The sequence below is a fragment of the Ensifer sp. CCNWLY38 genome, assembly GCF_037120565.1.
Lineage (GTDB): Bacteria > Pseudomonadota > Alphaproteobacteria > Rhizobiales > Rhizobiaceae > Ensifer > Ensifer adhaerens_H.
Window position 1 is genome coordinate 193,116 of record NZ_JBBBBO010000009.1, and the last position, 14,350, is coordinate 207,465.

Here is a 14,350-nt window from a genome sequence, read left to right on the forward strand (position 1 = left end):
CGTTATGAGCACGATCCCGACGGAACTGGAATTCGAGCGCTCGTTCAGGCCGGCTCGTGGCGCAGCCACGGGACCGAGGGGTGGACAGCCGTCACGCCCGCCGCGCTCCTCCCAGCCGCCATACGCTCCCGCCTGGCGCAGGCGGCGATTTGGCGGCCCGCGCTCCTCGACGATTGGCCCTGCATACGACGGGCCGGATCCGCAGCCAGCGCTGCGCATGGCGGACGGAGAGCCGGCGCGTCCGGGCAGCTCCGAATATGTCCGCTGGGTGCAGGACACGCTCAACACCGCTCTCGGGACCACACTGGCCGTCGACGGTGTCATGACCAACTCCTTACGCCAATGGATACGCGTCTTCCAGCGGCGCTGCCGCTTGCCGGTCAGCGGCTTCATCGGGCCGGACACCGAAACCGCGTTGCGCCGGGTCCGGAGCGACCGCGAGCAGCGCGAGTTCGAATTCGAATGGGAGCTGTCGGGCGCGGCGCTGACGGCGGAAAACGCGCTCGCGGCAACCAATGCAAAGCCCGTCGAGCTCGTGCTGAAGTCGCTGGGAAAGCAGAAGATCCCCGGCCTCTACCGCTTCCACACGTCCACCGGCAAGTTCTACACCGGCAAGGCCGTCGATCTGCGCCGCCGCCTCGTCCAGCACATGTGGTGCCTGTCGCATTTCGGGAAGACCGCAAGAGGCATGAAGCTCGCGCTCCACCTCATGAAGGACGCCACGGAAGCGCAGGTCCGTGCGCTCGAAAAGAAGATCAACGAGCATCACAAGAACGATAACAACCGCCTCAACAGGGTCACCGAGCTGGAGGTGCTCGCGCTCAACGAAATCTGAACGCGCAATCATCATGTCACTCTAACAACGGGAGGCTAGTATGCATCCGATGCACTGCAATTGCCCAAGCTGCCGCGCCGCGGCAGGGGAATTTGAACTGTATGGAGCTTTCGAGGCCGGCGAACTCCTCTCCGAGAACGAAGAGTTCGAGCTGGCCATGGAGCTGCTCTCCGCCCAGAACGAACAGGAGCTTGAGCAATTCCTTGGCGGCCTCTTCAAGAAAGTCGGCGCCGGTCTGAAGTCGGTCGGCAAGTTTGTCGGCAAGAACGTGCTGCCCGTGGTCGGCCCGGCACTGAAGTCGCTTGCCAAGGCCGCGCTGCCGATCGCCGGCGGCGCGCTCGGCTCGCTGATCCCCATTCCCGGGGTCGGAACGATGATCGGCCGGGGGCTGGGCCAGGCTGTGGCCAGCGCGCTCGAATTGGAAACCGCGGGGATGAGCCCGGATCAGGCCGACATCGAGAAGGCCCGCCGCTTTATCAGGATTGCAGCAACCGCGATCGCCGACGCCTCGGCCGCGCTCGGAACCTCGCCGGTGGTGCCCGGTTCTGTGCCTGCCGAGCAGATTGCGCGCACCGTGGTGGCCAACGCAACGCGCCGTCATGTACCTGGAGTGAATGCCACCGTGCTGCGGCAGGTCGCGTCCGGAGCCCGCACTTCGGAACCCTCGAGAGCGCTGGCCGCATCGGGTGGGGCTTCGGCGATCGCGGGAAGGGCTGCGGGCGGCAGATGGTGGCGCCGCGGCAACGCCGTGGTCATCGAAGGCGTGTAAATATCCTGTCCGCCGCGGCCGGATGTCCCCACCCTCTCGGGACAAGTCCGGCCGTGGCGGACCGGGTCCGGTAACCGCATTGAGGCTGTCTGGCCATGATCATCGACTGCCATTGTCACGCCGGAAAGGGCGACGGGCTCACGCAGCCTGCCGACACGTCCGCTCCGCTTGGCCGGTATCTTGCGCGCGCACGCGAGGCCAACATCGACCGCACCATCATCTTCGCGGCATTTTCTGACGGCTACCGTCTGGCCAATCGGGAAGTGGCGCGCATCATTGCCGACAACCCCGATCGCCTTCTCGGCTTCGCCTTTGTCCACCCGGTCGTCGACAAGGGCCGCGTCGAGATGATGATCCGCGAGGCGGTAGTGTCGCTGGGCCTCGTCGGCATCAAGGTCCATCGTCACGATGGGCGCATAACCCGCGAGATCTGCGAAGCTGCGCGCCGCTATCGGCTGCCGGTCCTCTATGACGTCATGGGCGAGGTTTCGGTCGCCGAAATCCTTGCCCATGAGTATCCGGACGTGCCGTTCATCATTCCGCATCTCGGCAGTTTCGCCGACGACTGGAAGGCGCAGAGCGCACTCATTGACCATCTGGTCCGGCACAGGAACATCTTCACCGACACTGCCGGCGTGCGCCGTTTCGACATTCTCGAAGAGGCGGTCAAGCGCGCCGGCGCCAGGAAAATACTGTTTGGGTCGGACGGGCCCTGGCTGCATCCCGGCGTCGAGATCGCCAAGATCGAGGCGCTTGGCCTCAACCCCGAGGATCGCGCAGCGGTCCTCGGCGGCAACGTGCTCAGGCTTGTCAGCCGGGTTCAGGGGTTTTCGGCCGCCGCGTGACGTGCGCCGCCTCCGGCCGCCTGGTCGTGACTGGCGCGGCGCAGCTGCAGCGCGCGATCGGTGATTCCGAGGCGGCGCGCGGCGCGCTGGAGGTTGCCGCGCTCCTGTTCGAGCGACAGGTTGATGGCAGCGTTGGAAACGGCGCGGCCGATTTCCTTCAGGCCAATGCCGTGGTCGAAGGCGTGCTGGATCGCCAGCAGGAATCCGGGCTCGCCGAATGGTTCGGGCGGTCGGCCGCCCACCGGCCGATCGTCGAGCGGAAGCGCCCCGATCGTGATCGGCCCCTTGCCGACATGGCGCGAATGAAGACGCATCACCAGCCGTCTAAGATCGCGCACATTACCTGGATAGTCGCGGCTGACGAGATAGTCGGCCAGGGCCGGTTCGATTTCGGGCGCTGCGGCGTTGCCGCTGGCAGCTGTCAGGAAATGCCGCGCCAGCGGGAGGATGTCGGCGCGCCGCTCACGCAGCGGCGGCGGGTTGATCACCCAGTCGGCGATCCGGTAGTACAGGTCGCCGCGAAAACCGCCTTCAGCCACGAGCTTCTCCAGGTCGCGGTTGCTGGCGCAGATCAGGCGGAACTCGGTGCGGTTCCATACATTACCTCCGACCCGCTTGTAGGTACGCTCCTGGATCACGCGCAGCAGTTGCGCCTGCAGTTGCAGCGGCAGTTCGCCGATCTCGTCGAGGAAGAGTGAGCCGCCGTTGGCGAGTGCGAAGGCGCCGTCACGCTCCGTGATAGCACCGGTGAAGGCGCCGCGTTCGTGCCCGAACAGCTCGCTTCCTGACAGCTCCGGAGACAATGTCGTGCAGTCGACGACGATCAGTTCCGGCTTGCCTGCCCGCATACTAAGCTTGTGTATGGCTCTGGCGATCTGTTCCTTCCCAGTGCCGGTCTCGCCGATCAGGAGCACGTTGCCCAAGGAGTATGCGGCCGCCTCGACCAGTTTTCGCTTCAGCGATTTCCAGCACGGCGAACCACCGACGAGGCCGTGCTGAAGCGTGTCGCTCTCCACCAGCCGTGCGATCTCGATCCAGCGCGTGAGGCGCGCCGCGATTTCCTCGGGCAGTGCACGTTCGACGCTCCAGTCGAGCACGTCCATGGCGCCGGCGTTGAGAAGCTCCCATCGCGGATCTGCCGCGCCGTTTGAACCCGGGATCAGGACAACGATGAGCTGGAAGCGTTGTGAGAGCTCTTCGATATACGCGATGAGCGCGGTATCGACGTCCGAGATGAAGGCGATGCAGTATTCGGCGTCGCCGTCGCGTTCCGCAAGCGCGTCCTGAAAGCCGAGCTCGGACAGCCGGCTTCGCACGACATCGACGGTTGCCCCCGTGCCTGCGAAACACACAAAACGGACCGGGTTCCCCATCGCGGGCCGCTCCACATCAAGGGGCGATGGTTAAATCCGTAAAACCTACCGCGTCGAGGCGCGTTCGATCACTTGCTTGGGGCAAGTGCCGCCTCCCCAGGCCCGGCCCATGCGCAAAAAAGAGATGGCGCACATCATTTGACGGAATCTCAACACCATCGTTGCCGACTCGACTATCACGATTACGCTGCGCTGACACTGGGCAACCTCTAGGCTGCCATTACGAAGATGCGAACCACAAGAATGACAGTTCCTACTGGCGCGTGGGCCAAACTTCGAGCTAGGGAGAGTATCTCGCATCATTGATGAATTCAATCACACCTGGGTCTTCCTCAATTTGTGTGGTTCATTCACCGTTAACGATAATGCCGCTATGGGCGGGCATTCGAACCAAAACGAAATGGGCACACGGCCCAGGGGTCAAAGTTCTGGGCGATGACATCTACGGCGATGGCGTAAACATAGCCGCTCGACTGCAAACCGTGGCCCAGCCTGGCGGCATCTGCATATCCGGAACCGCCTTCGATCACGCCGTGCACAAAGCCGATGTCGGCTTCTCGGATCTGGGCGAGCAGCACCTGAAAAATATAGCCGACCCGGTCCGCATCTCTCGCGTTCTGCTCGACCCACCCGAGGCGGGAAAGGTCTTGACGGCCGGCCGCAGGCCCGGCCGTCGGGCTATTGTCTTCGCGGCGGGCGTCGCAGCGCTGCTGATCGGAACCTTCGCGATCGTCTTCGCATGGCAATGGCCGTTTGCGCCGCAGCGTACATCGATTGCGGTGCTGCCATTCGCCAATCTGAGCGGCGACTCGGCCGAGGATTATTATGCGATGTTTCGCGTCCTGGTGTTGGTCCTTGCTCTCATCGCATATCCGTTGCGGGTCACCGCAGCGCCTCCAGACGTCGATTTGGAACTCGTGCGAGCGGTCGACACGTCGGGCTCCATGGACATGGGGGAGGCGCGCGTGCAGCGCCTCGGCTATCTGGAGGCGCTCCGACACCCGGACTTCATCAACGCCGTCAAAGGCGGTTATTTGGGACGCATTGCCATCGGCTATTTTGAATGGGCCGGGCGGGTAAACGAATCGTCGGTCGTCGCCTGGCAGGTGATCGAAGACGCCAAGGATGGAGAAGCCTTTGCCGCCAAGCTCGAAGCCCGCCCGATCGGCACGCGACACGGCACCTCGATCTCGAGCGCAATCCGCTTCGGTACGAAACTGATCGAGTCCAACGCCTATTTCCGGGTGCGCCGTATCCTCGACCTTTCCGGCGACGGACACAACAACACGGGATTGCCGAGCGCACACGCCCGCGATGACGCCCTGGCGCGCGGGATCGTAATCAACGGATTGGTGATACTCATCAGGCCCTCCAATTCCACCGGTCCGCTCGACCAATATTATGCGGAATGTGTCATCGGTGGCCCCGGTTCCTTCATGATTCCCGTGCGCAAGGCGGAGGACTTTGCGAGCGCCGTCCGCCAGAAGCTGCTCCTCGAAGTGAGCGGACTGACGCCTGGCTGGACTCCCCAGCCGGCCGCCGTGACACCCCCAGTAGATTGCTTGATCGGCGAGAAATACCCGAACCTTCACGAACCGGTATTTCCCGGAAACCGGTGAAACGCAGGCGCTAACACGGCGCCTGATGAAGGCATTCTGATTCCGGCCGGGGCTTGCTTGTCCGGGTGTTCACATTATGGGCTACGAAGATCGCATAATGTATCGTCGGGAACGTCGAGGCTCGCACGTTTCATCGTTCACGACGATACTGAACTGTGTCATGCAGCGAGTTCGGCCTAGCAGCGATCAGCGTCGGCATGCTGTAGCACTGGTTTCTCCCGCTTTAGCCACACGCCTTGGCTGCAGTTGAGGATCTATCTTGAAGCCCGCGTAAATGCTTTCGGGCAATTTAGATTGTCATTGACTGAAACGGTTGGCCGGTAACCCGCAAATACCCGTGCGCACCGCGAAAACCGCACCCTCGTGCGGATTGAGGGCAAGGTGCTCGTCGCTCATCGTGAAGCGAGCGGAAGTAACGAACAACGTATCGAAGCCTGGTCCGCCAAACGCGCAGCTGGTGGGCCATGAACAGGGTAGATCGACAACGCGGTCAATTTTGCCGTCCTGGGCAAACCGAACCACACAACCGCCGCCGGCGACGCGGCAGTTCCAGATGAAGCCTTCTGCATCCATACAAGAGCCGTCCGGAAGACCCCGATCGAAACCCGAAAGGATCGATCGCCTGTCGTGAAGCGCCCAGGAATTGGCATCGAGCGCATAGCTGTAGATCACATTGTCTTCCGTGTCTGCCGTGATGAGCCGACCATTATCGGTCCATATTAGCGTGTTTGTAATTCCGAACCGATCATCCGAAACCGAATGCAATGCCCCGTGCGAATATCGGTAGAGTCTCCCGGCTTTTGCAGTTGTCGCCTGCGGCGTGTCATCGGCAGCGATATTGTCCTGCATCGTGCCAATCCAGAAAGCCCCGTCCGGTCCGACGATGCCTTCATTCAGTCGATTGCCCGGCAGCTCTGGTTCGATCTCGGCCACGACATGAAGCTCATCTGCAAATTCCCATAACGCGATTGATTTCCGCAATCCGACGATCGCGCCGCCGTCGTTGCGAAGACCGATTGAGGTGATCAGGTCGGGGAAACTCCACTTTTCATGCTTACCCGAACTCGGACATAGCCGATGGATCGATTTTCCGACGATGTCGACCCAGCAAAGCTTGTTTTGCCGCCCATCCCATACGGCACTCTCTCCAACCACATTTTCCGCCGCGAAGGCGACGTCTACTTCGCTTTTCATAATCCCTCCATGCTGTCTTCGATTTGGTTCTTGACACACAGCTTACGCATAAATTATGACTCGGTTCAATTCAACCTGTCCGACAGGTTTTATCGAACTGGGAGACGAAAATGAGTGTAGTGTCGGTCGACGAAGAGCAGTTTGCAGGAGGTAATCTCGTCAGCACCGCTATCGGCGCCATTACCCAGCACATCCGGGCGAACGAACTTGGTCCGGGCGATCGACTGCCGAGCGAGGCCACGCTGTCGAAGGAACTGAGCGTGTCCCGGTCGGTGGTGCGTGAAGCATTCAGGTCGCTTGCCACGATGCGGCTGATTGATCTCAACGTCGGAAAGCGTGCCACGGTGGCCCAACTCGATCATGGCGCAATGTCTTTGATGATCGAGCACGGCGTGCACACGGCGCAGATCAACATCAACCAGGTCTATGACGTTCGCCGAACGATAGAGATGCGAACATCGACCCTGGCTGCACTTCGCCGAACCGACGCGGAAGCCCGCATCATCCTCGGCCATGCGAAAGCGATGGAGACCAATTTCGACGATGCGGACAAGGTCATGGAAAGTGACCTTGCCTTTCATCTCGAGATCGCTCGCGCCTCCAAGAACCCGATCTTTTCGATAATCGTCGGCGCGTTCCAGGGGGTCTCCCGGCAGACCTGGCCGATCGGGTGGCGCAGCCGCGCGTCCGACGCCGAGCGGCATGCCATGAACCGGATACATATCGAGTTGGCCGAGGCAATCCTTGCTGGCGACCCGCAAGCCGCCAGCCAGCTTATGGCGCGCCATTTCGACGAGAGCGCAAAAGCGCTGCTCGCGGCCGGAATTGCATAGAGGACAATCTGATGAAAATTTCGAGACTTGAGACGGTCCGCGTTGCGGAACGGCCGAACCTGCTTTGGCTGTTGGTCCATACCGATGAGGGTTTGACCGGGCTTGGAGAAACCTTCTTCGGCGCAGAAACCGTCGAGACTTACATCCACGAGTACGTCGCCCCACGTGTTATCGGGCGAAACCCGCTGCAGATCGATCTTCTTGCAAATGACCTGGTTGGTTATCTCGGGTTTCGGTCGTCCGGTGCAGAGGTGCGTGGCAATTCGGCGTTCGACATTGCGCTCTGGGATATCTTCGGAAAGGCGACGGGCCAGCCGATCGCACAGTTGCTCGGCGGCTTCAGCCGCAATGAGATCCGCACCTACAACACCTGTGCGGGTACGGAGTACATCAAAAAGGCGACCGGTCAGACGACCGCAAACTACGATCTGTCGTCTGCCGGCACCCGCAACTACGACGACCTCAACGGCTTCCTGCATCGCGCCGACGAACTGGCACTTTCCCTCTTGGAAGAGGGGATTACGGCGATGAAGATTTGGCCGTTTGACATCGCAGCGGAAAAGTCGCGCGGTCAGTATATTTCGATGCCCGATCTGAAATCGGCGTTGGTGCCATTTCAAAAGATCCGCGACGCCGTTGGCGATCGTATGGATATTATGGTCGAGTTCCATTCGATGTGGCAGCTATTGCCGGCAATGCAGATAGCCAAAGCGCTCGCGCCGTATCAAACGTTCTGGCACGAAGATCCCATCAAGATGGACAGCCTCTCCAGCCTCAAGCGCTATGCAGCCGTCTCGCCTGCGCCGATCTCGGCGTCGGAAACGTTGGGTTCGCGATGGGCTTTCCGCGACCTCCTGGAGACCGACGCCGCTGGCGTGGTCATGCTGGATATCAGCTGGTGTGGCGGTTTGTCGGAGGCCCGCAAGATCGCGGCGATGGCGGAAGCGTGGCATCTCCCCGTGGCACCGCATGACTGCACCGGGCCGGTCGTTCTTTGCGCATCGACGCATCTGTCGCTCAACGCACCCAACGCGTTGGTCCAGGAGAGCGTTCGCGCTTTCTACAAGACTTGGTATCGCGATCTCGTTACCGCGCTTCCGGAAGTTCGAAACGGGATGATCACAGTGCCGCCAGGTGCCGGTCTCGGCATGGAGCTTAATCCCGACCTCGAAAAGGCATTTACGGTGTCCCGTCGCGTTTCGAGCGGAAAATAAGTCCGAGTTCTTTCGCAATTCTGCAGCTTAAGGAGGAGCAAGCATGCGAACAGTATTGATTGGGAGTGCATTGGGGTTGGCGCTTTTCGGTTCGACCGCGCTCGGCGCATCGGCGGAACCGTTGAAGATCGTCTTCACGCATCACTCGTCGGCTTCAAACACATTCTGGCAGGCGGTCAAAAAGGGTTACGACGACGCCTGCGAGAAGATCGGCGCAAGTTGCCAGATGGTGTTTACCCAGACCGAGGGTTCCGTTGAGCAGCAACTCTCCAATATGGAAGCTGCGCTGGCGAGCAAGCCCGACGCACTTCTGACCTCCATCGTCGATGACAAGGCCTTTGACGACGTCATCGCTCGGGCCGCCAAGGACGGCGTTGAGGTCATCGGCGTTAACGTGGACGACAGCGAGGGAGCGAAAGGAAATGCGCGCGCTGCTTTCGTCGGCCAGGGTTTCCGGCGCGCCGGATACTCGCTTGGAAAGGCCATGTCGGAGAGTTTTCCGAAGGAGGGACCGATCAAAGTGTTGGTCGGAATTTCCGCGCCCGGCCAGAACTGGTCCGAGGCACGCGGACAAGGCGTGATGGATTTCCTCGCGGAATTTAAGGCTGCAAACCCCGGTAGAGAAATCTCTTGGGAACGGATCGATAGCGGCACGGACCTTGCTGTTACGTCAGATCGTGTCGGCGCCTATCTTAATGCGCACCCCGACACCACCGCCTATTTCGATACCGGCTTCTGGCATGCCGCGGTAGCCAGGGTGCTGAAGGATCGTGGGGTCGCGCCTGGCCAGGTGCTTCTGGGCGGCTTCGATCTGGTGCCCGAAGTCGTCCAGCAAATGCAAACAGGCTATGTTCAGGTCCAGGTCGATCAGCAGCCATATATGCAGGGTTTCATGCCTGTCATGCAGGTCTATCTCGCCAAGAATTTTGGCCTCGCCCCGGCTGACATTGATACGGGGCAGGGGATCGTCCGTCCGGCCGATGCCGACAACATTATGGACCTTTCAGCACAGGGCCTGCGGTAGACGCGTTTCTCCGAAAATCGGAGGGTTTTCGGAGAAAGGGCCTGTTGATGAAGCATGTGCTTTGCGCGTCGAACACCGCGCGCAAAGCAATGAATTTGACCGGCAGGCCTGCAAACGAGCCGCCCTGCCGCACGGGGGTGCATGCGATGAAAAGAATGCTGAAAATCTACATGGAGAAGCCGGAACTGGCGGCGCTTCTTCTACTCTTGCTGCTCATAATTCTCTTCCAGATCCGGTCTGGAGGCGTTTTTTTGAGCTTTGATAACCTGCGAGGCTTCTTTGGGATTCTCCCGGAGATGGCGCTGGTCGCGATCGGCGTCACCGTTTTGATGATCTGCGGTGAATTCGATCTTTCAGTCGGTGCCGTTTTCGCTCTGATGCCGATGACGATGGCCGTTTTGATGGCCACGGGGATCTCGTTCCCTATGGCACTAATAGCGGGCCTCCTCGTCTGTGTGGCGATAGGACTGCTGAACGGTTATCTGACTATCCGTTTTGCGATCCCAAGCTTCATAACCACGCTTGGCATGATGTTTGTCGCCAGATCGCTCACGGTCGTGATCTCGGGCGGCTTTCCGCCCCTCTTGCCGGCTGATCTTCCCACATGGCTCTTCACCAGTTTTGTTGGGCCCGGCCAACTGCTGCGCATGTCGTTCCTCTGGTTTCTAGCATTTGCGGTACTCGTATCGCTGCTCCTGAGCCGTACAAACTTCGGCAACTGGATCAGAGCTACCGGCGGTTTCCTGCCGGCCGCCGACGCCCTTGGGATTCCGACTGCGCGTGTCAAAATCGCTTGTTTCATACTCTGCTCGGTGCTGAGCGGTTTTGCCGGGCTTATTCAGGTGCTTCGCTTGGGGTCACCGCTACCGTCTATTGGCGAGGGCATGGAACTGCAAGCGGTTGCCGCAGCCGTCATTGGTGGCACCGCCCTGAACGGTGGCGTTGGAGCAGTCTTCGGTGGCATCATTGGTGTCATCCTCATCCGCGTGATCGACAACGGTCTCATCCTCAGCCAGGTCGACGCCAATTGGTTCAAGTTTGCGATCGGGTCGCTGACGATCTTTGCTGTCGTCGCCAACTCCTGGCTTCGTAAGCGGGCAAAATCGATCAAGGTGGAGGTTTAAGCCATGAACGGTCCTATTGTATCCGTCCGGAACCTGCACAAATGGTATTCGGGCGTCCATGCTCTTAAGGGCGTCTCGGTCGATTTCGCTCGCAACGAGGCCGTCGGCCTGATTGGTGACAACGGCGCGGGAAAGTCGACACTCATCAACATCCTGTCCGGGGTGCAGAAGCAGGACGAAGGCAGCATCTTTATCGAAGGAAAGGAGGCGGCGATATCGAGCCCGCGCGACTCCATGCGGCTCGGGATCGAGACTATCTACCAATACAACTCCATGGTCCCGACCATGTCTATCGCGCGGAACCTGTTTATTGGTCGCGAGCCGCTCAAATATTCCTTCTTCGGCCTCGGCGTTCTGGATATCCGCAAGATGCGTGAGGAGAGCGTTCAGGCCATCGCAGACGTCGATCTTCATCTGCGCTCGCCTGACGCCTTGGTCGGCGAACTCTCAGGCGGCCAACGACAGGGTGTGGCGATCGCCCGTGCCATGCATTTCAAGTCGAAGGTGATGATCCTTGACGAACCGACGAACCATCTTTCGGTCAAGGAAACGAACAAAGTCATTGGTTTCGTTCGCTCGTTGAAGGAACAGAACGTCACCGGCATCTTTATCAGCCATAACATGCACCACGTCTTCGAATCCTGTGATCGGGTGGTCGCCATGGCGCGTGGGCAAATCGTGCTCGACAAGCGCGTCAGCGAAACGTCGATCGACGAAGTCCAGTCCGTGCTTTGAGGGGAACGCAGATGAAATCACTTCAGGGAAAAGTGGCGCTTGTCACGGGTGGCCTGGGCACGCTCGGTCGAGCCCAGGCGAGCAAACTCGCCGCGGAAGGCGCAGCAGTCATCGTGCTCGACCGTCCTGGCCTCGAGGCGCCGGGCCAGACGGAAAGTCTCGGCGAAAACGTGCGTTTTCTCGGATGCGATCTGAACGATCTCGCGCGAACCGAGCAACTGATCCGGCTGGAAGCCGAAGCTTCAGGCGGTATCGACATCCTGATCAACAACGCAGCACTCATAATCAACAAGCCGTTTCAGGAATTCAGTCTGGCCGAATACGAGGATCAGATCCGCGTCAATTCGTCGGCTGCGTTTGCAGCTGTTCGAGCCTGCGCCGACATGATGAAACGCAAGGGACGCGGCAAGATTCTCAATTTTGCTTCCATTACGCTCAATGGCCAATGGGACGGCTATGTGCCCTATGTGGCATCGAAGGGCGCGATGATCGGCCTGACGAAATCCTTGGCTCGCGAACTCGGACCATTCGGGATCAACGTCAACGCGATATCACCTGGAGCGGTGGTTTCTGAAGCAGAGAACCGGGTATTTGCCGACCGGCTTCAGGAATACAACGACTGGGTCCTCGAGCGGCAATGCCTCAAAACACGCGTTAAGCCCGAGGATGTCGCGGAGCTCGTCTATTTCCTCGTCTCACCGGCTTCGGACATGATTACCGGACAGAACTTCGCCATCGACGGCGGTTGGTAGATGGTTGTTGAGTGGATCAATGTCGAGAACAGTAATGCGCACTTGCAGCTCATCCCGACACTTGGCGGTGGCATCGCACATCTTGATGTACGGCATCCGTCAGGCGAGTGGCTTCCTGTGTTCAGGCCGTGGAATGGCCGAATGGAAGATGGCCCCTTTGAACTGGGGTGTAATGTGCTTGTTCCATTCTCGAACCGCATCTCACGCGGCGGTTTCGAACATGAAGGTGTGTTTCATCGCATTCCAGCTAACCTTGTCGGCGAGCCCTTCCCTATTCACGGGGATGGTTTCCAGCGGCACTGGCGATTGCTTGCTCGCAGCGGCGAGACCGTCGAACTCGAATGCGATGGGGAGATCGGTCCATTTCGCTATCGGGCACGGCAGGTCTTCACCCTTAGGCTCGAAAAGCTGGAAATAAAGCTCACAGTTCAAAACTTGTCGGGACAACCACTACCGTTTGGCATCGGGTTCCATCCGTGGTTTCCGCGAAATGCTGGCACGCGGCTGCAATTTCGCGCCACGGAGGTATGGCTGGAGGACAGAGAACACCTGCCGACAGGTCGTCGAAAGCTTTGCGAAGTTCCAGCTTGGAATTTCGACCAAGGGCGGGTGTTACCTGACCAGTGGATCAACAACGCCTTCGGCGGATGGGCCGGAGAGGCGGTCATCACGCAAGGAGAGGGAGCGGTCTCCGTCAGGATCTCGGCCTCCGACAATCTTGCTTGTGCGCTGCTCTATTCGCCGAACGCCAAGGCGGACTTCTTTTGTTTTGAGCCGGTTTCCCACCCAGTCGATGCACATAACCTCGTGGGCCGGCCAGGCCTGAAGATACTTGAAGACGGCCAGGAGCTGACTGGTTCAATGACTTTGGAATGGGAAGAGACATATGGAACTCGATAGGAGTGGCTCCTTCGTCGGTCGTGTGTGGTTGTCGCAGGAGAAGGGGCCGGCCCTGGTGACAGTCAGGGCCGGCGTGGTGTTCGATATCACCACAAGAAAAGCGCCAACGATGCGTGATCTCTTGGAGATGGATGATCCGGTCGGGTTCGTCCGGGCACAAGAGGGAAGGGCGATCTGCGCGCTGGCCGAGGTTCTCGCGGCAGCTCCGAGGGTCTCCGAGGCACCCCGGCTACTCGCGCCATGTGATCTTCAGGCAATCAAAGCCTGCGGCGTGACATTCGCCCGCTCGATGCTCGAACGGGTGATCGAGGAGCGTGCCGCAGGAAACCCCGACCTCGCCTGCAAAATCCGCGAACGCGTGACTTTGCTGGTGGGCGACAGCCTCCGCAACCTCAAGGCGGGCTCACGGGAAGCGGCCAAGGTCAAGGAGGCCTTGATCGAAGAGGGCGTCTGGTCGCAGTACCTCGAAGTCGGAATTGGTCCTGACGCCGAAGTCTTCACCAAGGGGCAGGTCATGTCGGCAGTTGGCTATGGTGATGAGGTTGGGCTGCACCCGATATCGAGGTGGAACAACCCGGAACCGGAGGTCGTGCTCGCTGTGGACAGCAAGGGCCAGGTAAAGGGGGCGACGCTCGGCAACGATGTGAACTTGCGCGACGTTGAAGGACGTTCGGCGCTGCTGCTTGGCAAAGCCAAGGACAACAATGCCTCCTGCTCACTTGGGCCCTTCATTCGACTGTTCGATGAGAGTTATTCGATCGACGACGTGCGCAATGCCGACCTCGACCTGCGGATAGAAGGCGAGGATGGCTATGTCCTGATGGGCAGGAGTTCGATGAAGGAGATCAGCCGCGATCCACTCGATCTAGTTTCACAGACCATCGGCGCTCATCACCAATACCCCGATGGCTTCATGTTGTTCATGGGCACGCTGTTTGCTCCCGTCGAAGATCGGGACGTTCCGGGACAGGGCTTTACCCATAAGCTCGGCGATATCGTGACGATCTCAAACTCCCAGCTGGGGTCGCTGGTCAACACGGTGCGATTGTCGACCGAGTGCAGTCCCTGGACTTTTGGCGCATCGCACTTGATGCGCAATCTCGCAGCACGTCAGCTCATCTGAATGGAACCGC

14 protein-coding genes are annotated in these 14,350 nt (G+C 59.9%); 12 read left to right on the plus strand and 2 right to left on the minus strand.

The window, feature by feature from the left end:
* Nucleotides 1-4 precede the first annotated feature (4 nt).
* The 3 genes from V7S54_RS20380 to V7S54_RS20390 all read left to right on the plus strand — a co-directional run bounded on the left by V7S54_RS20380 (nucleotide 5) and on the right by V7S54_RS20390 (nucleotide 2,449).
* Nucleotides 5-835, plus strand: coding sequence for a peptidoglycan-binding protein (locus V7S54_RS20380; RefSeq protein ID WP_336409345.1), 831 nt, complete (start codon nucleotides 5-7; stop codon nucleotides 833-835).
* Between the two features lie 40 nt (nucleotides 836-875).
* A complete protein-coding gene (locus V7S54_RS20385) occupies nucleotides 876-1,604 on the plus strand; it encodes a hypothetical protein (protein ID WP_336409346.1) in 729 nt (242 codons plus the stop codon).
* 95 nt (nucleotides 1,605-1,699) lie between these two features.
* Nucleotides 1,700-2,449 carry an amidohydrolase family protein gene (locus V7S54_RS20390; RefSeq protein WP_336409347.1) on the plus strand — a complete coding sequence of 250 codons (750 nt, stop codon included), beginning with the start codon at nucleotides 1,700-1,702 and terminating at the stop codon, nucleotides 2,447-2,449.
* Here the strand turns inward: V7S54_RS20390 and V7S54_RS20395 are convergent.
* Nucleotides 2,425-3,822, minus strand: a complete 1,398-nt coding sequence (locus V7S54_RS20395; protein WP_065377111.1) for a sigma-54-dependent transcriptional regulator — start codon at nucleotides 3,820-3,822, stop codon at nucleotides 2,425-2,427. The genes V7S54_RS20390 and V7S54_RS20395 overlap by 25 nt on opposite strands.
* 830 nt (nucleotides 3,823-4,652) lie before the next feature.
* On the opposite strand from V7S54_RS20395, the gene V7S54_RS20400 reads away from it, so the two are divergent.
* Nucleotides 4,653-5,441 (plus strand): DUF1194 domain-containing protein, encoded by a 789-nt coding sequence (locus V7S54_RS20400; protein ID WP_336409357.1) that lies wholly within the window; start codon nucleotides 4,653-4,655, stop codon nucleotides 5,439-5,441.
* Nucleotides 5,442-5,738: 297 nt separating this feature from the next.
* On the opposite strand, the gene V7S54_RS20405 is transcribed toward V7S54_RS20400, so the two are convergent.
* Complete coding sequence (locus tag V7S54_RS20405) at nucleotides 5,739-6,635, minus strand: SMP-30/gluconolactonase/LRE family protein (RefSeq protein ID WP_065377110.1); 897 nt, start codon at nucleotides 6,633-6,635, stop codon at nucleotides 5,739-5,741.
* Nucleotides 6,636-6,745: 110 nt separating this feature from the next.
* Here V7S54_RS20405 and V7S54_RS20410 point away from each other — a divergent pair, with 110 nt between their 5' ends.
* From V7S54_RS20410 to V7S54_RS20445, 8 genes are all read left to right on the plus strand, one after another.
* On the plus strand, nucleotides 6,746-7,468 hold the full coding sequence (locus V7S54_RS20410; RefSeq protein ID WP_065377109.1) for a FadR/GntR family transcriptional regulator: 723 nt from the start codon (nucleotides 6,746-6,748) through the stop codon (nucleotides 7,466-7,468).
* An 11-nt stretch (nucleotides 7,469-7,479) separates the two neighbouring features.
* Nucleotides 7,480-8,682 (plus strand): mandelate racemase/muconate lactonizing enzyme family protein, encoded by a 1,203-nt coding sequence (locus tag V7S54_RS20415; RefSeq protein ID WP_065377108.1) that lies wholly within the window; start codon nucleotides 7,480-7,482, stop codon nucleotides 8,680-8,682.
* A gap of 43 nt (nucleotides 8,683-8,725) precedes the next feature.
* Nucleotides 8,726-9,706: a sugar ABC transporter substrate-binding protein gene (locus tag V7S54_RS20420; RefSeq protein WP_065377107.1), complete on the plus strand. Its 981-nt coding sequence runs from the start codon at nucleotides 8,726-8,728 to the stop codon at nucleotides 9,704-9,706.
* Between the two features lie 146 nt (nucleotides 9,707-9,852).
* Nucleotides 9,853-10,830 (plus strand): ABC transporter permease, encoded by a 978-nt coding sequence (locus V7S54_RS20425; protein ID WP_065377140.1) that lies wholly within the window; start codon nucleotides 9,853-9,855, stop codon nucleotides 10,828-10,830.
* Nucleotides 10,831-10,833: 3 nt separating this feature from the next.
* On the plus strand, nucleotides 10,834-11,565 hold the full coding sequence (locus tag V7S54_RS20430; protein WP_065377106.1) for an ATP-binding cassette domain-containing protein: 732 nt from the start codon (nucleotides 10,834-10,836) through the stop codon (nucleotides 11,563-11,565).
* An 11-nt stretch (nucleotides 11,566-11,576) separates the two neighbouring features.
* Nucleotides 11,577-12,317: an SDR family oxidoreductase gene (locus V7S54_RS20435; RefSeq protein WP_065377105.1), complete on the plus strand. Its 741-nt coding sequence runs from the start codon at nucleotides 11,577-11,579 to the stop codon at nucleotides 12,315-12,317.
* Nucleotides 12,318-13,217, plus strand: coding sequence for an aldose 1-epimerase (locus V7S54_RS20440; protein WP_065377104.1), 900 nt, complete (start codon nucleotides 12,318-12,320; stop codon nucleotides 13,215-13,217). It abuts the gene before it with no gap.
* Nucleotides 13,204-14,340, plus strand: a complete 1,137-nt coding sequence (locus V7S54_RS20445) for a fumarylacetoacetate hydrolase family protein (RefSeq protein ID WP_065377103.1) — start codon at nucleotides 13,204-13,206, stop codon at nucleotides 14,338-14,340. The genes V7S54_RS20440 and V7S54_RS20445 overlap by 14 nt, the downstream gene beginning before the upstream one ends.
* Nucleotides 14,341-14,350 lie beyond the last annotated feature (10 nt).

Bases quoted from the DNA above. Each gene is read 5' to 3' on its own strand.
- V7S54_RS20415 (WP_065377108.1), top strand. From the start codon at position 7,480: ATGAAAATTTCGAGACTTGAGACGGTCCGCGTTGCGGAACGGCCGAAC.
- V7S54_RS20390 (WP_336409347.1), top strand. From the start codon at position 1,700: ATGATCATCGACTGCCATTGTCACGCCGGAAAGGGCGACGGGCTCACG.
- V7S54_RS20420 (WP_065377107.1), top strand. From the start codon at position 8,726: ATGCGAACAGTATTGATTGGGAGTGCATTGGGGTTGGCGCTTTTCGGT.
- V7S54_RS20405 (WP_065377110.1), bottom strand. From the start codon at position 6,635: ATGAAAAGCGAAGTAGACGTCGCCTTCGCGGCGGAAAATGTGGTTGGA.
- V7S54_RS20400 (WP_336409357.1), top strand. From the start codon at position 4,653: ATGTTTCGCGTCCTGGTGTTGGTCCTTGCTCTCATCGCATATCCGTTG.
- V7S54_RS20380 (WP_336409345.1), top strand. From the start codon at position 5: ATGAGCACGATCCCGACGGAACTGGAATTCGAGCGCTCGTTCAGGCCG.
- V7S54_RS20435 (WP_065377105.1), top strand. From the start codon at position 11,577: ATGAAATCACTTCAGGGAAAAGTGGCGCTTGTCACGGGTGGCCTGGGC.
- V7S54_RS20395 (WP_065377111.1), bottom strand. From the start codon at position 3,822: ATGGGGAACCCGGTCCGTTTTGTGTGTTTCGCAGGCACGGGGGCAACC.
- V7S54_RS20425 (WP_065377140.1), top strand. From the start codon at position 9,853: ATGAAAAGAATGCTGAAAATCTACATGGAGAAGCCGGAACTGGCGGCG.
- V7S54_RS20385 (WP_336409346.1), top strand. From the start codon at position 876: ATGCATCCGATGCACTGCAATTGCCCAAGCTGCCGCGCCGCGGCAGGG.
- V7S54_RS20440 (WP_065377104.1), top strand. From the start codon at position 12,318: ATGGTTGTTGAGTGGATCAATGTCGAGAACAGTAATGCGCACTTGCAG.
- V7S54_RS20430 (WP_065377106.1), top strand. From the start codon at position 10,834: ATGAACGGTCCTATTGTATCCGTCCGGAACCTGCACAAATGGTATTCG.
- V7S54_RS20410 (WP_065377109.1), top strand. From the start codon at position 6,746: ATGAGTGTAGTGTCGGTCGACGAAGAGCAGTTTGCAGGAGGTAATCTC.
- V7S54_RS20445 (WP_065377103.1), top strand. From the start codon at position 13,204: ATGGAACTCGATAGGAGTGGCTCCTTCGTCGGTCGTGTGTGGTTGTCG.